Annotated in this window: 21 protein-coding genes; 10 read left to right on the forward strand and 11 right to left on the reverse strand. The window is 68.9% G+C overall.

The genetic code is table 11. The annotated features are described in order from the left end of the window. Positions 1–50: 50 nt before the first annotated feature. The 3 genes from ACJH71_RS19830 to mhuD are packed head-to-tail and all read right to left on the reverse strand — an operon-like array spanning position 51 to position 2410. Positions 51–704: a dihydrofolate reductase family protein gene (locus ACJH71_RS19830; protein ID WP_406759692.1), complete on the reverse strand. Its 654-nt coding sequence runs from the start codon at positions 702–704 to the stop codon at positions 51–53. A gap of 37 nt (positions 705–741) precedes the next feature. Continuing rightward, positions 742–2088 carry a serine hydrolase gene (locus tag ACJH71_RS19835; RefSeq protein WP_406759693.1) on the reverse strand — a complete coding sequence of 449 codons (1347 nt, stop codon included), beginning with the start codon at positions 2086–2088 and terminating at the stop codon, positions 742–744. Positions 2089–2092: 4 nt separating this feature from the next. Next, the gene (gene mhuD, locus ACJH71_RS19840; RefSeq protein ID WP_024442369.1) at positions 2093–2410 is read right to left on the reverse strand and encodes a mycobilin-forming heme oxygenase MhuD; all 318 of its coding nucleotides are present in this window, start codon (positions 2408–2410) and stop codon (positions 2093–2095) included. A gap of 23 nt (positions 2411–2433) precedes the next feature. Between mhuD and ACJH71_RS19845 the strand changes: the two genes are divergently transcribed. Then, positions 2434–3195 carry an alpha/beta fold hydrolase gene (locus ACJH71_RS19845; RefSeq protein WP_406759694.1) on the forward strand — a complete coding sequence of 254 codons (762 nt, stop codon included), beginning with the start codon at positions 2434–2436 and terminating at the stop codon, positions 3193–3195. Here ACJH71_RS19845 and ACJH71_RS19850 read toward each other — a convergent pair. Beyond that, positions 3162–4109 carry an A/G-specific adenine glycosylase gene (locus ACJH71_RS19850; RefSeq protein WP_406759695.1) on the reverse strand — a complete coding sequence of 316 codons (948 nt, stop codon included), beginning with the start codon at positions 4107–4109 and terminating at the stop codon, positions 3162–3164. The genes ACJH71_RS19845 and ACJH71_RS19850 overlap by 34 nt on opposite strands. On the opposite strand from ACJH71_RS19850, the gene ACJH71_RS19855 reads away from it, so the two are divergent. Together ACJH71_RS19855 and ACJH71_RS19860 are read left to right on the forward strand one after the other, a co-directional pair. Then, the gene (locus tag ACJH71_RS19855; RefSeq protein ID WP_406759696.1) at positions 4108–4737 is read left to right on the forward strand and encodes a carbonic anhydrase; all 630 of its coding nucleotides are present in this window, start codon (positions 4108–4110) and stop codon (positions 4735–4737) included. The genes ACJH71_RS19850 and ACJH71_RS19855 overlap by 2 nt on opposite strands. A gap of 79 nt (positions 4738–4816) precedes the next feature. Further along, complete coding sequence (locus ACJH71_RS19860; protein WP_406759697.1) at positions 4817–5578, forward strand: hypothetical protein; 762 nt, start codon at positions 4817–4819, stop codon at positions 5576–5578. A gap of 14 nt (positions 5579–5592) precedes the next feature. Here ACJH71_RS19860 and radA read toward each other — a convergent pair whose 3' ends face one another. Together radA and ACJH71_RS19870 are read right to left on the reverse strand one after the other, a co-directional pair. Beyond that, a complete protein-coding gene (radA, locus tag ACJH71_RS19865; protein WP_406759698.1) occupies positions 5593–6999 on the reverse strand; it encodes a DNA repair protein RadA in 1407 nt (468 codons plus the stop codon). Between the two features lie 49 nt (positions 7000–7048). Beyond that, complete coding sequence (locus ACJH71_RS19870; RefSeq protein ID WP_406759699.1) at positions 7049–7597, reverse strand: hypothetical protein; 549 nt, start codon at positions 7595–7597, stop codon at positions 7049–7051. Between the two features lie 260 nt (positions 7598–7857). Between ACJH71_RS19870 and carD the strand changes: the two genes are divergently transcribed. From carD to ispF, 3 genes are read left to right on the forward strand one after another with little or no spacing between them, the layout of a single operon-like run. Further along, a complete protein-coding gene (carD, locus tag ACJH71_RS19875; RefSeq protein WP_013830798.1) occupies positions 7858–8346 on the forward strand; it encodes an RNA polymerase-binding transcription factor CarD in 489 nt (162 codons plus the stop codon). Positions 8347–8389: 43 nt separating this feature from the next. Then, on the forward strand, positions 8390–9055 hold the full coding sequence (gene ispD / locus ACJH71_RS19880; RefSeq protein WP_406759700.1) for a 2-C-methyl-D-erythritol 4-phosphate cytidylyltransferase: 666 nt from the start codon (positions 8390–8392) through the stop codon (positions 9053–9055). Continuing rightward, positions 9052–9528: a 2-C-methyl-D-erythritol 2,4-cyclodiphosphate synthase gene (ispF, locus tag ACJH71_RS19885; protein WP_220694915.1), complete on the forward strand. Its 477-nt coding sequence runs from the start codon at positions 9052–9054 to the stop codon at positions 9526–9528. The genes ispD and ispF overlap by 4 nt, the downstream gene beginning before the upstream one ends. A 15-nt stretch (positions 9529–9543) precedes the next feature. Here the strand turns inward: ispF and ACJH71_RS19890 are convergent, their stop codons facing one another. After that, on the reverse strand, positions 9544–10365 hold the full coding sequence (locus tag ACJH71_RS19890) for a hypothetical protein (RefSeq protein ID WP_406759701.1): 822 nt from the start codon (positions 10363–10365) through the stop codon (positions 9544–9546). 126 nt (positions 10366–10491) lie between these two features. On the opposite strand from ACJH71_RS19890, the gene cysS reads away from it, so the two are divergent. From cysS to ACJH71_RS19905, 3 genes are read left to right on the forward strand one after another with little or no spacing between them, the layout of a single operon-like run. Continuing rightward, positions 10492–11901, forward strand: a complete 1410-nt coding sequence (gene cysS / locus ACJH71_RS19895) for a cysteine--tRNA ligase (RefSeq protein ID WP_406759702.1) — start codon at positions 10492–10494, stop codon at positions 11899–11901. Continuing rightward, positions 11902–12843, forward strand: a complete 942-nt coding sequence (gene rlmB, locus ACJH71_RS19900; RefSeq protein ID WP_406759703.1) for a 23S rRNA (guanosine(2251)-2'-O)-methyltransferase RlmB — start codon at positions 11902–11904, stop codon at positions 12841–12843. 41 nt (positions 12844–12884) lie between these two features. Continuing rightward, positions 12885–13736: a glycerophosphodiester phosphodiesterase family protein gene (locus tag ACJH71_RS19905; protein ID WP_406759704.1), complete on the forward strand. Its 852-nt coding sequence runs from the start codon at positions 12885–12887 to the stop codon at positions 13734–13736. Here ACJH71_RS19905 and ACJH71_RS19910 read toward each other — a convergent pair. Genes ACJH71_RS19910 through kstR form a run of 4 tightly spaced genes read right to left on the reverse strand, consistent with a single transcriptional unit; the run spans position 13733 to position 17854 of the window. Then, entirely contained in the window at positions 13733–14977 is a 1245-nt protein-coding gene (locus ACJH71_RS19910; protein ID WP_406759783.1) for an SLC13 family permease, read from the reverse strand. The two genes, ACJH71_RS19905 and ACJH71_RS19910, sit on opposite strands and share 4 nt — an antisense overlap. Next, positions 14974–15894, reverse strand: a complete 921-nt coding sequence (locus tag ACJH71_RS19915) for an MBL fold metallo-hydrolase (RefSeq protein WP_406759705.1) — start codon at positions 15892–15894, stop codon at positions 14974–14976. Before ACJH71_RS19915 ends, ACJH71_RS19910 begins: the two co-directional genes overlap by 4 nt. Before the next feature lie 4 nt (positions 15895–15898). Further along, the gene (locus tag ACJH71_RS19920) at positions 15899–17134 is read right to left on the reverse strand and encodes an MFS transporter (RefSeq protein WP_406759706.1); all 1236 of its coding nucleotides are present in this window, start codon (positions 17132–17134) and stop codon (positions 15899–15901) included. A gap of 48 nt (positions 17135–17182) precedes the next feature. Beyond that, complete coding sequence (gene kstR / locus ACJH71_RS19925) at positions 17183–17854, reverse strand: cholesterol catabolism transcriptional regulator KstR (protein WP_406759707.1); 672 nt, start codon at positions 17852–17854, stop codon at positions 17183–17185. Positions 17855–18071: 217 nt separating this feature from the next. Here kstR and ACJH71_RS19930 point away from each other — a divergent pair, with 217 nt between their 5' ends. Next, on the forward strand, positions 18072–20201 hold the full coding sequence (locus ACJH71_RS19930) for an acyl-CoA dehydrogenase (RefSeq protein WP_406759708.1): 2130 nt from the start codon (positions 18072–18074) through the stop codon (positions 20199–20201). Positions 20202–20233: the final 32 nt, after the last annotated feature.

A 20233-nucleotide genomic window follows, 5' to 3' on the forward strand; every position in this document is an offset into this window, starting at 1 on the left:
GGGCGGCACCTTCACTCGAGGTGCCGCCCGTTTCGTTTCCGGCAGACTGGTCAGCTCAGGCCTCGACGCCAGAAGAAGTGATGCACCATCCCGCTGGGGCTGGGGACCTGCTCGAGATGGAAACGGTCCACGAGTTCGTCGGGGCTCGTCCACAACCGTTCCCCGCGGCCGAGCTCGACCGGTGCCACCGCGACATGCATCGTGTCGATGAGATCGGCGTCGAGGAACTCCCGCACCGTGGCAACGCCGCCGCCGATGCGCACGTCTTTGCCCTGGGCCGCAGACAATGCGCGGGCCAGTGCTTCCTCGGGGGAGACGTCGAGGAAATGGAAGGTGGTGTCTGCCAGTGTGAAAGATGGCCGCGCATGGTGGGTGAGGACGAACACCGGTGTGCGGAACGGGGGCTCGTCGCCCCACCATCCTTGCCAGTCGTAGTTTTCCCACGGACCCCGCTGCGGGCCGAATTTGTTGCGCCCCATGATCTCTGCGCCGATGTTGTTGGCCCAGTCGCGGGTGATGTAGTCATCTAGACCGAAGCTGCCGCCGGGATCGGTCCGGTTGACCCAGTGCGCGGTGGCACCTGCCCAGGACATGAAGTCCGCCGGATCGGCGTGACCGAACGGACGCTCGCGGCTTTGTCCTTCCCCTGCGCCGTATCCGTCGCTGGAAATGCTGAAGTTCTGCACCCGGACCAGCTGTCGCATGGGGTCCCTTCCTGGTTGCACGGTGCGGCGGTTCGGGCTAGCGCTGGACGGGCAGCAGACCGAACGCCTGCTTGGCGACCTGCAGCATCCAGCTACCGACGCTCTTGCCGTGGTCACGCGGCCAATTGAGCTGGAAGCTGACCACCCATGGCTGACCGCCCCGGTCAACGGCGTACCAACTGAAGGTCAGATCGCCGGGCAGGCCACCGGCTTTGGCGCCGATATAGGGCCAGTCGGTGCGTGGCAGGTCGATGCCACGCACCGCGGACAGGATCTCCCGGACCGGTGCGGCCTTGCCGACCGCAGCGGCCTGCAACGCGACGTGCACCCGGCAGATGTCCTCGGCGCTGCCGTACCACTCGGCGCCGTACGCGGACGCCGGGATGTGCGCACGGATCGGATCCGGCTCATAGGGCCGGGAATCGGCCTGCTGCAGCAGCTTTGCCCGTTCCTGCGGTGAGCCGTGCTGCCACTGCTCGCGCAGGTCTGGTTTGCCCCAGCCCACCGAGAACAGTTCGTACATGGTGGGAAACGGTGTCATGCTGGCCGGGTCGTGGTGGCCGGCCGCGGCCAGCGCGCGCTCGACCGCCCGAGTGCCCACCCGGCCGATGAGCAGGTCGGTCGCCATGTTGTCGCTGGTGGCGATCATCTTCTCGGCTGCCCTGCGTACCGAGACATGGGCGCCGTCGGGCAGCTCCTCGAGCCCGGATGAGCCGACCGCCTTGGCTCGGCCGGTGATGGTCAGCGGGTCGTCCCAGGACACCGTCCCGGCCTTCACCTCGTTGGCCACCGCCAGCAGCACGTACAACTTGAAGATCGATGCCAGCGGCAGGGGCTGGGCGGTGTTGGCACCGGCCACCGGTTTACAGGCACCGCCCTCGATCCGCGAGGCCTGGTAGGAGTACCGCGCGCGGGTCTTTTTCAGCACCGCATCGAGGTCATGCCACGAGGCGATGGTCGGTGCCTCGGTGGTCGGCTTGAACAGGTCGACCATGCCGTTGTCGTCGGTGCGGAGCCTGATGTCCTGCCGAGCGCCGTAGGAGGTGGTCAGGTGCAGGGTGGCCGCGCCGGCGCGAATGTCGACGCTGTCGAGGTGGAACGGCCGGTCCCACCACAGTGATTCCATGGTCGTGACCACCTGCTCGACCTTGTCCGGTGCGGCCAGGGTCGCCACCCCGATCGGGCCGATCGGCCAGTCGGAGTTCAGCATGTCCATGGTCTGCTTGGCGCGCAGACCCGGCGGCGTCTTGGTCGAAATCGTCACGCCGCTGTCGGCGCCGGCGTCGGCGGGAGATGCCGGTGAAGGGGCGCAGCCGGCGGCTGCCCCGGCGGCGAGGGGGACCAGGGTCAGAGCGGTCGTCCATGCCGCCAGGTGGCGCCGCACGGGACTAGGCCTGTGCGGCGGTTCCGGCGACGTCAAGCACGACCTCGAACTCCAGCAATGATGCCCCGGTCGCCACCGGCTTGGCGCGCTGCCCGGCGTGGGCTTCGACGGCGGGTCCCTGCGCCCACGCCTGGAACGCTTCGTCGGACTCCCAGTGCGTCACCACGAAGTAGCGGTCGTCGCCCTTGACGGGGCGCAGCAGCTGGAAGCCAAGAAAACCGGGCTGGTTCTCCACCGCGTGCGCGCGATTTGCAAACCGTTTCTCCAGTTCGGGCCCGGCGTCGGCGGGCACCTCGATTGCATTGATCTTCACCACTGACATGGGCCTAGGCTACCGTGCCCCGGGTGGGGATCGCGTCGACCGAGTTGCTGACCTACCGCGGCGGACGCGGGGCGCCGTTGGTGCTGGTGCACGGCCTGATGGGGCGTGGCACCACCTGGCCGCGGCAACTGCCCTGGCTGACCAGGCTCGGTGCGGTCTACACCTACGACGCCCCCTGGCATCGAGGCCGCGAGGTCGCCGACCCCCATCCCATCGCCACCGAACGCTTCGTCGCCGACCTGGCCACCGCGGTGGAGCAGTTGCCCGGCCCGGTGCGGCTGATCGGACATTCGATGGGCGGATTGCATTCGTGGTGCCTGGCGGCCCGTCGCCCCGAACTCATCTCCGCGCTGGTGGTCGAGGACATGGCGCCGGACTTCCGGGGCCGCACCACCGGCCCGTGGGAGCCGTGGGTGCATGCCCTGCCGGTGGAGTTCCCCAGCGCTGAGCAGGTGATCGCCGAATTCGGCGACATCGCCGGACGCTACTTCCTGGAAGCCTTCGACCACACCGAGACCGGCTGGCGGCTCCATGGTCGACCCGAGTGGTGGTTGCAGATCGCCGCCGAGTGGGGCACTCGGGACTACTGGGAGCAGTGGCGCGCGGTGCGTGCGCCGGCCCTGCTGATCGAGGCCGGTAACTCGGTGACCCCGCCGGGGCAGATGCGCGAAATGCACCGCATCGCCTTCGACAGCACCTACCTGCACGTCCCCGAGGCGGGACACCTGGTGCACGACGAGGCGCCGCAGGTCTACCGCGAGGCCGTCGAGTCGTTCCTGTCCTGACCTGGCAGCGCGAAGCGGCCGTCGGGCAGTAATTCCACCAGTCCGTCGCCCAGCAGGGAGCTCAGGGCGCGCTCGCGCTGCACCGCGTCGGCCGGCCAGGCGAGGTCAAGCTCGGCGCGTGTCACTGCAACGGCGTTGTCCCGCAACACATCCAGTAGCCGTCCGCGGACCTGGCGGTCGGTGCCGGCATAGCGTTGGGTGGGGCGCTTCTGACCGGTGGGCGGCGGCGAGCCGGCCAGCCGCCACTGGCAGGTAGCCCGCAGCGGGCAGGCGTCACAGCGCGGCGACCGCGCGGTGCACACGATGGCGCCCAGCTCCATCAGCGCCGCGGAGAACGTGGCGGCCCGGTCGGCTTTGGGCAGTAGGGCCAGCAGGGCGCCGACGTCGGCGTGGTCGCGTTTTGCCGACGGGGCACCGGCGTCGGCCTGCCCGTGCACGGCCCGGGCCACCACCCGGCGCACGTTGGTGTCCACCACCGGAACCGGCTGGCGGTAGGCGAAGCTGGCCACCGCCCTGGCTGTGTAGCTGCCGATCCCGGGCAGCTGCTGCAAGACATCGACGTCGTCGGGCACTACGTCGGCGAATTCCCGAGCGATCACCGTCGCGCATTCATGCAGCCGCATGGCGCGGCGGGGATAGCCGAGTTTGCCCCATGCCCGCAGGATGTCGGCCTGGCTTGCGGCCGCCGTCGCCGACGGCGTCGGCCAGCGTGCCACCCAGTCCGGCCAGATCGGCAGGACCCGTGCGACCGGCGTCTGCTGCAGCATGAACTCGCTGACCAGGATCTGCCACGGCGTGACATCGCCCGCCCGCCAAGGCAGATCGCGTTCAGCCGACGCGAACCAGTTGAACAGCTGGTGAAATTCGATGCTCGCCGCGCGCTGCGTTGGATTCACAGGCAGAATATCGGGCATGCCTAATTCCAACCCGATCTCAGCGTGGAAAGCACTCAAAGAGGGTAACGAGCGCTTCGTCGCAGGCGAGCCCAGCCATCCCAGCCAGGACGTCGCGCGCCGCGCTGCACTGGCCGCCGGTCAGAAGCCGACCGCGGTGGTGTTCGGCTGCGGTGACAGTCGGGTGGCCGCCGAGCTGATCTTCGACCAGGGTCTGGGCGACATGTTCGTGGTCCGCACCGCCGGCCACGTCGTCGACGCGGCGGTGCTGGGCTCGATCGAATTCGCGGTGGAGGTGCTCAACGTTCCGTTGATCGTCGTGCTCGGCCACGACAGCTGTGGGGCGATCTCGGCGACCCTGGGTGCGCTGGACGGCGGGGCCGTGCCGGGCGGTTATCTGCGGGACATCGTCGAGCGGGTCATGCCGTCGATCCTGCTGGGCCGCCGCGACGGGCTGAGTGCCGTCGACGAGTTCGAAGCCCGGCACGTGACCGAGACGGTGGCCCAGCTGGCAACGCGGTCCGCGGCGATCGCCGAGCGGATCGTGGCCGGTTCGTTGGCGATCGTCGGCGCCACCTATCACCTGGCCGACGGACGGGTGTCGGCGCGCAATCACCTGGGCGACATCGGCGATTACGGCGCCGAATAGTCGCCGAAGGTCACAACGCGGCTACGACACGCCGGGACGGGTCGAACAACTCTCGGTGAGGTCGTCCTACCGTGAGAACGTGCTCGATTTGGAACCGCAGGGTCCGCTGCCTTCGCAGATCTATTGGCGACGACGTGGCCTCGCGCTGGGCATTGCGCTCATCGTGATTGCAGTCGTGTCGGCCATCATCTTCGGTGTCATTCATGGCAGCGCTGGTGCCGACAACGCCGACGGGAAGAAGTCTTCCGCCGCGCAGCACGCCAAGCCACAGAACCCCTCGCCTGAAGAGGTCAAGACGCCTGTGGTGGCTCCCGCGGAGCAGGTGCCACCCCAAGCGCCGACGCCTACCGCTGCGGTGACCCCGCCCCCAGTGCTCAAGGAGGGCGACGACTGCCCCGACTCGACGCTGGCGGTCAAGGGTCTGACCGGTCCGCAGTACACGGTGGGTGAACAGCCCCAGTTCACCATGGTCGTCACCAACATCGGGTTGGTGGCCTGCAAGCGGGACGTGGGTGCCGCGGTACTGGCTGCCTACGTCTACTCGCTGGACAACCAACGGCTGTGGTCGAACCTGGACTGCGCGCCGTCGAACGAAACCCTGGTGAAGACGTTCGATCCCGGTGAGCAGGTGACCACCACGGTGACCTGGACCGGAATGGGTTCGGCGCCGCAGTGCCCACTGCCACGGCAGCCGATCGGGCCCGGTACCTACAACCTCGTCGTCCAACTGGGCAATCTGCGATCAGCGACGGTGCCGTTCATGCTTACCGAGCCTTCACCGGACCTGCCGCCGCCGGGGCAGGACGTGCCCCCGCCGGACGCTCCGCCGCCGGGCAACTGATCGTCGGGTTGGCTTTAGCTCCGGTCCAGTAGTTTCGGTGGCGCCAGCTGTCCCACACGCCGGTCGGCGATCTCGACCAGATGGTGCAGCGCCGCAACGATATTGGCGGCCGGCACCGTACGCAGGGCACCGACGCTGGCCGGGGCGCCCGGGGGAGTCAGTGCGGTGGTGAATCCGAGCCTGGCCGCCTCAGCGAGCCGGCGGTCCATCCCGCTGACAGGGCGCAGGTCACCGGCCAGACCGACTTCGCCCACCACAACGGTGGTCGCCGGTAGCGGCAGATCCGCATAGGCCGACGCCAGTGCGATGGCGACGGCCAGATCCGTGGACGGATCGGTCAACCGCATACCGCCCACCGTGGACAGGTAGATGTCGCCGGCCGCGATCGGAAGCTCGGCGTGCTTGTCCAGCACCGCGGTGATCATGGCCGCCCGGGCGTGGTCGATGCCACTGACCGCGCGGCGCGGCGACCCACCCGCAGGCTTGGCCAGCAGCGCCTGCACTTCGCCGATCAACGGTCGCTTGCCATCGAGTGCGATGGTGATCGCGGTGCCCGGCACCGGCTCGCTGCGCTGTTCCAGGAACAGGCCGGACGGGTCGGCGATTGGTTCGATGCCGTTGTCACGGAGCAGGAAACAGCCCACCTCGTCGGTGGCACCGAATCGATTCTTGACCGCTCGCACCATTCGCAGCACCGAGTTGCGGTCTCCCTCGAAGTGCAGGACCACGTCGACGAGGTGCTCCAGTGAACGTGGGCCGGCGATGGCACCGTCCTTGGTCACGTGTCCGACCAGGATCAGTGCCACATCGGCGGTCTTGGCGGCCGCGGTCAGGGCGGCCGTGACGGCCCGCACCTGGGTGACCCCGCCGGCCACGCCGTCGGTGTCGGCAGCGGCCAGCGTCTGCACCGAATCCACCACCACCAGGGTGGGCCGCACTGCCTCGATGTGGCCCAGCACGGTCTGCAGGTCGGCCTCGGAGGCCAGGTAGATCTCGTCGTGGCTACATCCGGTGCGTTCGGCGCGCAACCGGATCTGCCCCGCGGACTCCTCTCCGGAGACGTACAGCGCCCGGCGCCCGGCCAGCGCCCAGCGGTGGGCGACCTCGAGCAGCAGCGTCGACTTGCCGACCCCGGGATCGCCGGCCAACAGGGTGACCGAGCCGGGGACGACCCCGCCGCCCAACACCCGGTCGAGTTCGGTGACACCGGTGGGCGCCGGCTGTGCGCGCCCCGCCGCGATGGAGCTGATCGGGACCGCGGGCCGCGCCGGTGCCGCCGGCCGCAGCCCGCCCGCCGGTGCTGCCGCTTCGCCTACCGGGTCGATACCACCCCAGCTGCCGCAATCCGGGCAACGGCCCAGCCACTTCGCGGTGGTGTTCCCGCATTCCGAACAGCGATAGAGCGAACGCGCTTTGGCCACCCGGCGACCGTATCGGTTAGGTCCGACAGTGTCGGCGGCGACCGATGCGTCAGTGGTGCGAAACCGGGCCGGCCGAGATCGGGACGTCCACGCGCACCTCGCCGGCCTTCTTGAAGTTGAAGGTGAAGTCGTAGGTGAGCCCGTTGCGGATCGCCTTGTCCAGGGTCACCGTCGCCGTGGCGGTGTTGGCGTTGGCGACCTCGGGCAGTGCCTTGGCCGCGGGAGCCGTCGGCAGGTCGGGGCCGGCCGGCGCGCTCACGACCAGGACACCGCCGACCGGCACGGTCTTGCTACCGGTCGGTGACACCTTGCCGATCGAAGTCTTGATGTCGGTCAGCTCGTCGTCGGCGTCGGTCGACTGGTTGCTGACCACGAACACCAGGTCGACGGTCTGGCCGGGCTCCAACGCGTCGCCGGTCTGAGTCGCCTGGATCCGCACGTCGCGCAGTGCCAGGTCACCGATGGTGGCCGAGGAGCCGTTGACCGCGGATGCCTGGTCTGCGGTCTGAGAGATCTGACCGGTACCGCAGCCGGCCAGCGCCGCTGCAGCAATCAGCGCGATCGCAGCCTTGTTGAAGGCCCTGCTGAACGAGTTCACGTATGGTCTCCTGCTCGGCCGTGGCGACTTGTGACTATGCACTGTAGTAGGAACCATCTGCTGGCGGTAGCGCAGGGTTACCGGTCGTCCACCACCCCCATCGACCAGCCCCGATCAGGCTCCAATCAGGATCGACCCAGCACGCTTCCGTCGTGGTGTCAACCCCCCTTCTGGGGTCGCGGTGCCCCTGACCTGCACCGTTGGTGGTCGCGTGTTGTGGCGGCGTGTTAGCATGGGGTAGCGAAAGGGGCTCAAATCAGATGATCTTTAAGGTCGGAGACACCGTCGTATATCCACACCACGGTGCAGCGTTGATCGAGGCGATTGAAACCCGGACCATCAAAGGCGAGCAAAAGGACTATCTGGTCCTTAAGGTGGCGCAGGGCGACCTCACCGTTCGAGTTCCCGCTGAGAATGCCGAATATGTCGGTGTGCGTGACGTTGTCGGCCAGGAGGGCCTGGACAAGGTCTTCCAGGTATTGCGGGCCCCGCACACTGAAGAACCGACCAACTGGTCGCGTCGTTACAAGGCCAACCTGGAGAAGCTCGCCTCCGGTGATGTGCACAAGGTAGCCGAGGTTGTTCGTGACCTGTGGCGGCGTGACCAGGAGCGCGGTCTGTCCGCCGGTGAGAAGCGCATGCTGGCCAAGGCACGTCAGATCCTGGTTGGTGAGCTGGCCCTGGCCGAGAACACCGATGACGCCAAGGCGGAGACCATCCTCGACGAGGTGCTGGCCGCGGCGTCCTGACCGCAGTGTCCTTACCGCGTCGTTCTGAGCTACCGAGGACCCGGTGCCAAGCACAGTAGCCGTGGTACCGGCTGCCGGTTCGGGTGTGCGGCTGGGCGCCGGCATACCGAAGGCGTTCTTTCTGCTGGGCGGCGTGACGCTTGTTGAGCGCGCGGTGGCCGGCCTGCGGGAGTCCGGGGTAGTCGATCAGGTCGTGGTCGCGGTGCCGCCGGACCGCACCGATGAGGCCAAATTGATCCTCGGTGGGGCCGCCACCATCGTCGCCGGTGGCGCCGACCGCGTCGATTCCGTCCGGTTGGCGCTGGCCAGCGCTGGAGAGCCCGATTTCGTGCTGGTCCACGACGCCGCCCGACCGTTGACTCCGCCCGCACTGGTGACCCGGGTGGTCGAGGCCTTGCACGCCGGGCACCGCGCAGTCGTTCCGGTGCTTCCGGTGGCCGACACCATCAAGGCGGTCGACGCCAACGGCACGGTGCTGGGCACACCTGAGCGGGCCGGACTACGGGCCGTACAGACACCGCAGGGCTTCGCCGCCGAGCTGCTGTTACGGGCCTACCAGCAGGCCGGTGCGGGCACGCAGTTCACCGACGACGCCTCGATGGTCGAGCACGTCGGCGGCCAGGTCCAGACCGTCGAAGGCGATCCGTTGGCCTTCAAGATCACCACCGCGCTGGATGCGGTACTCGCCGAGGCGGTGGTCAACCGGTGAGCGCGCTGCCGCGGGTCGGGCTGGGCACCGACGTGCACCCGATCGAGCCGGGGCGGCCCTGCTGGTTGTTGGGATTGCTGTTTCCCGACGCCGATGGCTGCGCCGGACACTCCGACGGCGACGTGGCCGCACACGCCCTGTGTGACGCGCTGTTGTCGGCGGCAGGGTTGGGGGACCTCGGGACGGTGTTCGGCGTCGACGAGCCTCGCTGGGCACGAGTAACCGGTGCTGTGATGCTCGGCCACGTGCGCGAACTGCTCGCCGAGAGCGGGTTCGTGATCGGGAATGCCGCGGTGCAGGTCATCGGCAACCGGCCGAAGGTGGGGCCCCGCCGCGCCGAAGCGCAGCAGTTGCTGTCGGAATTGTTGGGCGCACCGGTCTCGGTGTCGGCGACAACCACCGACGGCCTAGGGCTCACCGGTCGTGGCGAGGGACTGGCCGCAGTGGCTACCGCGTTGGTAGTGCCTGCTTAAACAGTCAGGCGAGTTTTAGCAGCCGACGCCGAAGATGGCGCCGACGATGCCACACGGGACCTCGGTGGCCACCGTCGTGCCAATCTGCGCGCCGGCGTCCGCGAGCGCAACCGGCAGCTCGGCGGCACCGTCGAGGGCCGCAGTGCCGTCCAGGAACGGGGTGATGTCGACGTCAAGCGGGATGTCGCCAAGGGGCACGTCCACGGGGACGTCAAGCGGCACATCGGCCGCTGCCAGGCTGAAACCGTCGGTCGCCGGATCGAACAGGTTGAAGGCGTCGGTCGCCGCGGCCGAGCCGACGTCCGGTGCTCCCAAGTTCAGCGCGTCGGTCGCCGCGGCCGAACCGGCGTCGGCAGCCGCGTTCGCACCGTTGTTCGCGCCCGACGTGGCGAGACCAGTCAGCCCCGAGGTCAACAGGGGCGTCACCAGGGGCAAGCCCATCATCCCGACCATCGGCGCCATCATCGCCATCGACATACCGATCTGGGGACCCATCGCAGCCATGCTGGCGCTGCTCGCGCCGGCGCCAGCAGCACCAGCGGCGCCCGCCGCCTGGTCGGCCTGCGCCTCGGCCTGCTGCCGCTGCTGCTCGGCCTGGGCGTCCTGCATCGCCTCGTGCTGGGACTGCATGTCCGGGTCTACCGCCTGCGGGGCCTGCTGGGCCTGGAGGTCTGGCGTCGCCTGGTGCTCGGCTGGCACCGGAGTAACCGCAGCCACAACTTCTGCGGGCTGAGGCTGCTGGTTGTTGTTCGGCTCATCGGCGTAGGCGGTCGCGCTACCTGCAAATGCGACCGCAGCCAAGACTGCTCCCGAGACTGCCACCAGACGTTTACTCACTGCCGCAATATATGCCACGTCACACCCCCTGTCCACCGATACGGCAGGTGGTGGCCGTTCCTGGCAAGGCCCTGGTAGCGGCGGGCGTGCCGGTCGTGGGCTCGGCGCCCGGTAAGCTGGCCCGTCGTGACCGATCGCCCCAGCCTGCGGCTGCACGACACGGCAACCGGCGCCGTGCGTGAATTCATCCCGCTGCGGCCCGGTCATGCCTCTATTTATCTATGCGGTGCCACCGTCCAGGCCGCGCCCCACATCGGCCACGTCCGCAGCGGCGTGGCGTTCGACGTATTGCGCCGGTGGCTCACCGCCCGCGGCTACGACGTCGCCTTTGTGCGCAACGTGACCGACATCGACGACAAGATCCTCACCAAGGCCGCCGCGGCGGGCCGGCCGTGGTGGGAGTGGGCCGCTACCCATGAGCGTGAGTTCACCGCCGCCTACGAAGCGCTGGGCGTGCTGCCGCCGTCGGCTGAACCGCGCGCCACCGGACACATCACCCAGATGGTGGAGCTGATCGAGCGGTTGATCGAGCGAGGCCACGCCTATGCCGGCGGCGGCGACGTGTACTTCGACGTGCTCAGCTACCCCGACTACGGCCAGCTGTCCGGTCATCGGATCGACGATGTGCACCAGGGCGAGGGGGTCGCCACCGGCAAGCGCGATCCGCGCGACTTCACGCTGTGGAAAGGCGCCAAGCCCGGTGAGCCCAGCTGGCCCACGCCGTGGGGCCCGGGCCGGCCGGGCTGGCACCTGGAGTGTTCGGCGATGGCCCGCTCCTACCTCGGCGCCGAATTCGACATCCACTGCGGCGGGATGGACCTGGTCTTCCCGCACCATGAGAACGAGATCGCTCAGAGCCGCGCCGCCGGAGACGGATTCGCGAACTACTGGCTGCACAACGGCTGGGTCACCCTGGGTGGCGAGAAGATGAGCAAGTCGCTGGGCAATGTGCTCTCGATGTCGGCGGTGCTGCAGCGGGTCCGGCCCGCCGAGCTGCGGTACTACCTGGGCAGCGCGCACTACCGGTCGATGCTCGAATTCTCCGAGACCGCGTTGCGTGACGCCGTCAACGCCTACGTCGGTATCGAGGACTTCCTGCACCGAGTGCGCAGTCGGGTGGGCGCCGTGGTTCCCAGCACCTGGACGGACCGTTTCGCCGCAGCGCTCGACGACGACCTGGCGGTGCCGATCGCGCTGGCCGAGGTGCACCGCACGCGCGCGGAGGGAAACCGGGCCCTGGACTCCGGTGACCACGAGGGCGCGCTGGCTGCCGCCGGTGCCATTCGGGCGATGATGGAAGTGCTGGGTTGCGACCCGCTCAACGAGCGCTGGGAATCGCGCGATGAGACCTCGGCGGCACTGGCCGCGGTCGACGTGCTGGTCCGAGCCGAACTGGAACGCAGGGAAACGGCTCGCGCGGAACGGGATTGGCAGCTGGCCGATGAGATCCGCTGCAGGCTAAAGGATGCCGGTATCGACGTCACCGACACCGGAGACGGTCCGCAATGGTCACTACTGGTGGAGGGGTCTGAGTAGATGGCCGGAAATTCCAAGCGCAAGGGTGCGGTGCGCAAGCCGGGCACCAAGAAGGGGCCCACCGTCGGTTCCGGAGGTCAGCGCCGCCGTGGGCTCGAAGGCCGCGGCGCCACCCCGCCGGCGCACCAGCGGGAATACCACCCGGCGGCCAAGGCGGCCAAGCGCGCGGCGAAGCAGCGCGCCTACCGGACCACCAAGCGCACCGACGAGAACGAGACCGTGCTGGGCCGCAACCCGGTCCTGGAGTGCCTGCGTGCCGGAATCCCGGCCAACGCGCTGTATGTGGCGCTGGGGGCCGAAGCCGATGAGCGCCTGACTGAATCAGTTACTCGGGCAGCCGATTCCGGATTGCCAATCCTGGAGGTCCCGCGGTCCGACCTGGACAAGATGACCACCAACGGTCTGCATCAGGGCATCGCGCTACAGGTTCCGCCCTACAACTACGCGCATCCCGACGACCTGATCGCCGCCGCGCGGCGCGATGTCGCACCGCCGTTGCTGGTCGCACTGGACAACATCTCCGATCCACGCAATCTCGGCGCCATTGTGCGTTCGGTCGCGGCGTTCGGCGGGCACGGCGTGGTCATTCCGCAGCGTCGGTCGGCGTCGGTGACGGCGGTGGCCTGGCGCACCAGTGCCGGTGCGGCAGCTCGGGTTCCCATTGCGCGTGCGCCCAACCTGAACCAAACGCTGAAAACGTGGGCAGACCGCGGCCTGCAGATCGTCGGCTTGGATGCCGGCGGCGACACCGTGGTCGATGAGTTGGACGGCACCACGCCGATGGTGCTGGTCGTCGGTTCCGAGGGCAAGGGGCTGTCCCGGCTGGTCCGGCAGAACTGCGACGCCATCGTGTCGATCCCGATGTCCGGGCCCACCGAGTCGCTCAACGCATCGGTGGCTGCCGGGGTGGTACTGGCCGAGATCGCGCGTCAGCGACGGTGATTCGCCGCGCGTTGATCGCTGCGGTCCTGATCGCTTCGGTAGTGAATCCTTCGTCAACCGCCGCCGCGCAACCGCCGGCGTTCGATCTGCAGGCGCATCGCGGGGGCCGGGGCGAGACCACCGAGGAATCGCTGCGAGCCTTCGCCAAGTCACTTGAGTTGGGGGTCAGCACCCTGGAGTTGGACATCGTGCTGACCCGCGATGGCCAGCCGTTGGTGTGGCACGACCCGGTCCTCGAGCCGGCGAAGTGCGTCGACACCGGACCGGCCTTCGCCGGCGACCCCGATTACCCGTACGTCGGCAAGCGGGTAGCCGATCTCACCCTCGCCCAGATCCGAACCTTGGACTGTGGACAGCTGCTGCCGGAATTCCCCGACGCGGAAGTCGTGCAGCACAACGTGATCGCGACCCTGCCGGAGGTCTTCGCGCTCGCCGGCCACACGGGCGTCCGGTACAACATCGAGACCAAGGTCGACGCGGCCAACCAGCAGCAGCTCGTCGACGTGATCCTGGCGGCGGTGCGCGCCGCCGGCAAGCTGGATTCCGTCGAGATCCAGAGTTTCGACTGGCGCACTCTGCCGATGGTTCGCGCCGTCGAACCGGCCATTCCGCTGGTGGCGCTGGCCGAACAGGGGCCCGACCCGATCTTTGGGGCGGTGGGGGTCGGTGCCGACATCGTGTCCCCGGACTACTCGATGGTGGATCGAGCCTTCGTCGAACGCGCGCATGCCGCTGGGCTGCGGGTGATTCCGTGGACGGTCAACGATGCCGATGCCATGCGCGAGCAGATCGCTGCCGGCGTCGACGGGCTCATCACCGACTATCCGGCGCGCCTGCGTGCCGTCATGGCCGACCTCGGCATGCCCCTGCCGCCGTCGTTTCCCCGGTCCTAGACACCCAGCAGTCGAGCGCCGGCCCACAGGGCCAGCACCGCCACTCCCAGCGTGGCCGGAACCGTGCACAGCCCCAGACGGGTGTATTCGCCGACCCCGGCCGCAACACTGTAGCGGCGCAATACCCGGCGCCACAGCAGATTCGACAACGAGCCGGTGTAGCTGAGGTTGGGCCCGATGTTGACTCCGATCAACACCGCCAGCACTGCCAGTGGGCCGCTCGGTGCCACCAACGGCACCAGTACCAGGGTCGCCGGCAGATTGTTGACGACGTTGGCCAGCACCGCGGCCACCGCCGCGATACCCAGCAGCGCCGGCAGTCCCGATCCCGTCGGCAACACCGTGGTCATCCGCTCGCCCAGCCCGTTGTCCACGACGGCACGCACCACCACGCCGAGCGCCAGCACGAACACCAGGAAGCCCGGGTGGGCGGCCCGCGCGATACCGGCCGGGGTGCTGCGCCGCTGTGCCAGACCACGGACGGCGAGCACGGCCGCACCGGCGACGGCCGCCCACGCCGCCGGCACGCCGAATGTCTCGGCGACCACGAAGCCGGCCAAGGTCAGGCCCAGTACCACCAGCACGAACACCGGGACCGGAGGCGGCGGGCCGGCGTGCTGGTGCACCGGTGTGGCCCGCAGATCGGCGCGGAAAAACCAGCGGAAGATCAGATAGACAACGGCCGTGGTGGCCAGCCACGGCGCCGCCATCAGCGCGGTGAACTTCACGAACGACAGCCCAGCTTGGTTGAACGCCAACAGATTCGTCAGGTTGGACACCGGCAGCAGCAGGGACGCCGTGTTGGCCAGGTGCGCGGTCGCATAGGCGTGCGGACGGATCGGGGCGTGGCGGCGGCGGGCCATCATCAGTACCACCGGAGTCAGCAGCACCACCGTCGCGTCCAGGCTCAGCACCGCGGTCAGGCCGGCCGCGATGACGAAGACACGGCGTAGCAGATGTTGCGGCGGGCCGACATCGCCTCGTGCCATCGCCGCGCCGGCCGCTTCGAACAGGCCCTCATCGTCACAGAGCCGAGCCAGCACCAGTACCGCGCCCAGGAACGCGACGACGTGCAGCAGCGTGGCGGCTTCGGTGAGTGCGTCCTGCATCGAGATCGCGCCGGTGGCAACAAGGATGCCGGCGGCCGGCACCGCAGCGAACATCTCCGGCCAGCCCCGCGGGCGAACCACCGCGAAGCCCAGCACCGCGGCAAGCAGCAGCAGCGCGAGAGCCAGGTTCAGGCCCACGGATCCTCACGACGCCACACGGTGGGCAGGTGTAGTCCGACTCCGTCGGATTCGGCCAACTCGCTGAGCACCCGCATGGTGACGTCGAGGTCATCGCCGGCGTAGGGCAAGGCGCGCAACGGTTTCGACAGGGGCAGGAAGAAGTCGTCCCAGTGCGTCAACACCACCGTCGAGGCACCGACGGCGCGGACGGTCTCGTTCCAGTAGTCGACCAGATATTGCCGCGGCTGGATGCCGAGCTGGCCGATGCCCAGGTAAACCACGTCGGCGCTGCGGCCGGCCAACGCCCCCGGGATGAACCCCGCGCTGCCCATGATCAGCAGGCTGCGCCCCGAGGAGCGGTGGGCCACCAACGCCGACCATGCCTCACCGCATTTGTAGGCGGACGCCCGCACCGGCGGAACCACCGCAGTGGTGATGATGCCGGGGAAGCGGTCCGGAGGGCAATGCCGCGACTCGATCAGGGTGACGTCGTAGCTGCCCAACGTGAGGGACGCTCCGGTGGTGGCCACGATCAGGCGGTTGTCCGAGAGTCCATGGCCCCGGCCGACATTGGCTGTCGACTCACCGCCCACCAGCGTCGCACCGGTACGTTCGGCCACCACGGCCGAGTCCAGCGCGTGGTCGATGTGTGAGTGCAGGGGGATCACCGCAGCCAGCTCATGGACGCCGGCCCGGGCCAGGCAGCCGTCGATGCGGGCGGCCGACGGCGACACCTTGCGCAGTGCCACCTGCGCCAGGCTGGGTCGGGAGAAATAACCGTCGGTCATCAGCGCCGACGACCCGTCGTCGATCAGCATGCTGGTCACGCCGAGCCACGTCACCGACAACGGTGCACCCGGCGCCGCGGGTGTGACGTCGAACCGGTCGGCGTACCGGCCGATGTCGGGGCGGCCGAGCTTGAGGCGCATCCGCTTAGGCTAACGGGGGTGCGGAGGCGCCGCTGAGTCTGGCCGTCTCGGGCATCGCGGTCAGGTAGAGCATGAAGCCCGCGCCGGCCACCGCGGCCAGGGTGATGAACGCCGCGTTGTAGCCCACGGCCGAGACGATGTGGCCGGCGACGAAGTTCGACAATGCGGCGCCGACGCCGCAGGCCGCGGTGATGGCCCCCAAGCTGACGTTGAAGCGGCCGGTGCCGTGCGTGATGTCCTGGACCACCAGCGGGAACAGCGCCCCGAAGATCCCCGCTCCCACCCCGTCGAGCAGCTGCACTCCGACCAGCCAGTAGGAGTTGTCCCAGACCGGGTAGAGCAGTCCGCGGATGGTCAGCACCGCGAACCCCACCAGGAAGATCGGCTTGCGGCCCCAGGCATCGGCTTTGGAGCCGGTCAGATAGGCCACCGGCACCATCACCAGCTGGGCGGCCACGATGCACGCCGCCATCAGAGCCGTGCCTACCTCGGTGTTGACCAGTGCCAGTTCCTGGCCGACCAACGGCAGCATCGCCGCGTTGGCGAAGTGGAACATCACCACGGTCGCGGCGAACACCAGCAGTCGCCGATTGCGCAGCAGTACCGCGTATCCCGACGGCTGCGGATGGGGCTGGCCGGCCAGATGGTCCATGCCCCGGGCTACGTCGTGGTCGATCGCGGACTCGGGCACCCGCAAGGTGGCCACGACGCTCAGCGCGGCCATGGCGGCCAGCATCCAGAACACCACGATCGGGCCGTAGAAATAGGCCATGGCCCCGGTGGCTGCCGCGGTCGCGGCATTGCCGGCATGGTTGAACGATTCGTTGCGGCCGAGCCGTTTTGCGAACATGCGGGGGCCGACCACGCCGAGGGTGATCGCGGCCAGTGCCGGGGCGAACACCGAACCCGCGATTCCGGTGAGCAACTGCAACGCGGCGACGCTGTAGAAGCCGGGGAACAGCGGCATTGCCAATGCCGCCGCCGTGACCGCCAGCGCACCGACGACGAGTAGTGCTCGCTTGGCGGTGGTTCGATCGACCAGCGCTCCTACCGGGGTCTGCGCCACGACCGCGGCGATCCCGCCGATCGCCATCACGAGGCCGATCGACGCCTGGTCCCAATGGTGGGTCACCAACAGGTAGACCGACAGATAGGGGCCCAGCCCGTCCCGTACGTCGGCCAGGGTGAAGTTCAACAGATCCAGCGCGTGCGCCAGCCGGCGTGAACTTGGATCCGTCACCGGTTTTGAATCTCGCAAACCGGTCCGCATCTGTCTAGAGAAGTGGGGCTAGACCTTGGGGCTGTCGTCGTCGCCGATCAGCAATCGGACAGCCAAGTCCAGTCGGGTGCTGAAATCGGTGGCCGACGCCCGCCGGGTCAGCCAGGCGAGCAGGTTCGACAGCCACACATCCGAGATCACCCGGGAGATGTGGTACTGCTCCTCGGTCGGCTCGCCGTCGCTCATGGCCCCGGCGAACATCGAGTCGATCAACTTCTGCACGTGGTCGACTTCGCCGGCCGCCGAGGCGTCGGCGAAGACGTAGGCCCGGGTCATCGCCTCGGTGAGCAGCGGATTGCGCTGCATGGCGCGGTTGAGCTTGTTGACCACCAGGTTGAGTCGCTGGTGCCGCGTGGTTGCGGCGAACGTTGCCGGGTCGGTCTTGGTGTCCACCCGCGCGATCTCGCGGCCCATCGCCGAAACCAGTAGGTGAACCTTCGACGGGAAGTAGCGGTACAGGGTGCCGACGGCCACGTCCGCACGATCGGCGACCGCGCGCATCTGCACGGCGTCGTAGCCGCCCTTGGAGGCGATCGCCAGCGTCGCGTCGAGGATGCGCTTTCGCCGCTCGCGCTGCGCTTCGGAGCCCAGGTCGGATTCGGTCAGCACGGCGACGCTGACCACCTCTCGCGGTTGGCTCGACGATCCGCGGCCTGCGGTGCCCCCAGCTGGTGACGACATGTGCTGCGCGGCTCCCTCCGTCGATCTATTGGCCCATAACGATACGCACCGCGTAGTTGAATTTCGCACTCCCGACATCGGCCGGACCCAACGTGTCCAGCCATTACGGTTCGACTTGACGCTCGGACGCTGGCACTATTAGAACACGTTCTAGTGGTTGGTGGGGGCGTTCGTGACCCGCCTCTCTCAAGCCCATCTCGACCCCGAGGAGCCCAGCGTGTCCGTGACCATCAACGACGAACAGCTCGCTGCCCGCGAGCTGGTCCGCGACTGGGCCGCCGCCGCGGGCACCGCCGAGGCGATTCGTGCCGCGGAGTTGGGTGAAACCGATTCCTGGCGAGCCGTTTTCGCGCGCCTGGCCGATTTGGGCCTGTTCGGAGTGGCGGTGCCCGAGGAGTCCGGCGGGGCCGGTGGGCGACTCGAAGACCTGTGCGCGATGGTCGATGAGGCCGCCAAGGCCCTGGTTCCCGGGCCGGTGGCGACCACCGCGCTGGCCACCTTGGTGGTCACCGATCCGGCGCTGGTCGAAGCCCTGGCCGCCGGCGAACGGGTGGCCGGCGTGGTCACCGACCCTGCCTCGGCGGCGGTGAGCTTCGACGCCGCGGCTGGTCAGGCCTCCGGCACCGCTGAGCGGGTGCTCGGTGCCACCGCCGACGGTCTGCTGCTGCTGCCGGCCGGTCAAGAAGGTCAGGCCTGGGTACTCGTGGACGCCCGAGCGGACGGCGTGGAGGTCGAACCGCTGGCCGCCACCGACTTCTCCCGGCCGCTGGCCAAGGTGACGCTGTCGGGCGCGCCGGCGGTGCTGGTCGATGCGGGCAACCGGGTGGAGAACCTGGTGGTCACGGTGTTGGCCGCCGAGGCCGCAGGGGTCGCCCGCTGGGCGTTGGACACCGCCGTCGAATACGCCAAGGTGCGTGAACAGTTCGGCAAGCCGATCGGTAGCTTCCAGGCCATCAAGCACCTGTGTGCGGAGATGCTGTGCCGGGCCGACCAGGCCGCGGTGGCGGCCAGCGACGTGGCGAGTGCCGCGTCGGACCCCGATGACCAGCAGTTCACGATCGCGGCCGCGGTCGCCGCCGCGATCTGCATCGATGCTGCCAAGGCCAACGCCAAGGACTGCATCCAGGTGCTCGGCGGCATCGGCATCACCTGGGAGCACGACGCGCACCTGTACCTGCGCCGGGCCTACGGCATCGGGCAGGCACTGGGCGGGCCCGAGCGCTGGCTGCGCCGTACCGCCGCGCTGACCCGCGACGGCCTGCGACGTCGACTGGAGGTCGACCTGGGTGAGGCCACCGAGGTCCGGCCCGAGATCGCCGCGGAGGCGGCCCGCATTGCGGCGTTGCCGACCGACCAGCGCCAGGTGGCGCTGGCCGAATCGGGGCTGCTGGCGCCGCACTGGCCGGTTCCCTACGGCCGCGCGGCCGGCCCCGCCGAACAGCTGGTGATCGACCAGGAACTGGCCGCGGCCGGCGTCGGGCGCCCTGACCTGGTGGTCGGCTGGTGGGCGGCGCCGACGATTCTCGAGCACGGCACGCCCGAGCAGATCGAGCGCTTCATCCCGGCCACCCTGACCGGCGAGGTGTTCTGGTGCCAGTTGTTCTCCGAGCCCGGCGCCGGATCGGACTTGGCGGCACTGCGCACCAAGGCCGTGAAGGTCGACGGCGGCTGGCGGCTGACCGGTCAGAAGGTCTGGACGTCGCGGGCCCATGACTCGCAGTGGGGCGTCTGCCTGGCTCGAACCGATGCCGAGGCCCCGAAACACAAGGGCATCACCTATTTCCTGGTCGACATGGCCGCCGAGGGCATCGACATCCGGCCGCTGCGGGAGATCACCGGCGAGGCCTTGTTCAACGAGGTCTTCCTCGACGACGTATTCGTCCCCGACGAGCACGTGGTCGGCGGCGTCAACGACGGCTGGCGGCTGGCCCGCACCACGCTGGCCAACGAGCGCGTCGCGATCGCCGGCGGAACCGCGCTGGGTAACCCGATGGAGGAGCTGCTGAAGACCCTGGCGGATCGGGAACCCGACACCGCCACCGCCGAGCGGCTGGCCCGGCTGATCATCGCCGCGCAGGCGGGTTCGCTGCTGGATCAACGCATCGCCCAGCTTGCTGTCGGCGGCCAAGACCCCGGCTCGGAGTCCTCGGTGCGCAAGCTGATCGGGGTGCGCTACCGCCAGGAGCTGGCCGAGTTCCGGATGGACGTGGCCGACGGGGCCGGCGCGGTGGCCGGGCGCGAGGTGCACGACTTCCTCAACACCAGGTGCCTGTCGATCGCCGGGGGCACCGAGCAGATCCTGTTGACGCTGGCCGCCGAGCGGCTGCTGGGGCTGCCGCGCGGGTAGACCCGCCGTCCGCATAGCTTCGGCCCGCCGCG

It is taken from the genome of Mycobacterium sp. SMC-15, assembly GCF_045310925.1.
Taxonomy (GTDB): Bacteria; Actinomycetota; Actinomycetes; order Mycobacteriales; family Mycobacteriaceae; genus Mycobacterium.

Bases quoted from the DNA above. Each gene is read 5' to 3' on its own strand.
- carD (WP_013830798.1), top strand. From the start codon at position 7,858: ATGATCTTTAAGGTCGGAGACACCGTCGTATATCCACACCACGGTGCA.
- ACJH71_RS19850 (WP_406759695.1), bottom strand. From the start codon at position 4,109: ATGCCCGATATTCTGCCTGTGAATCCAACGCAGCGCGCGGCGAGCATC.
- rlmB (WP_406759703.1), top strand. From the start codon at position 11,902: ATGGCCGGAAATTCCAAGCGCAAGGGTGCGGTGCGCAAGCCGGGCACC.
- kstR (WP_406759707.1), bottom strand. From the start codon at position 17,854: ATGTCGTCACCAGCTGGGGGCACCGCAGGCCGCGGATCGTCGAGCCAA.
- ACJH71_RS19855 (WP_406759696.1), top strand. From the start codon at position 4,108: ATGCCTAATTCCAACCCGATCTCAGCGTGGAAAGCACTCAAAGAGGGT.
- ACJH71_RS19915 (WP_406759705.1), bottom strand. From the start codon at position 15,894: ATGCGCCTCAAGCTCGGCCGCCCCGACATCGGCCGGTACGCCGACCGG.
- ACJH71_RS19830 (WP_406759692.1), bottom strand. From the start codon at position 704: ATGCGACAGCTGGTCCGGGTGCAGAACTTCAGCATTTCCAGCGACGGA.
- mhuD (WP_024442369.1), bottom strand. From the start codon at position 2,410: ATGTCAGTGGTGAAGATCAATGCAATCGAGGTGCCCGCCGACGCCGGG.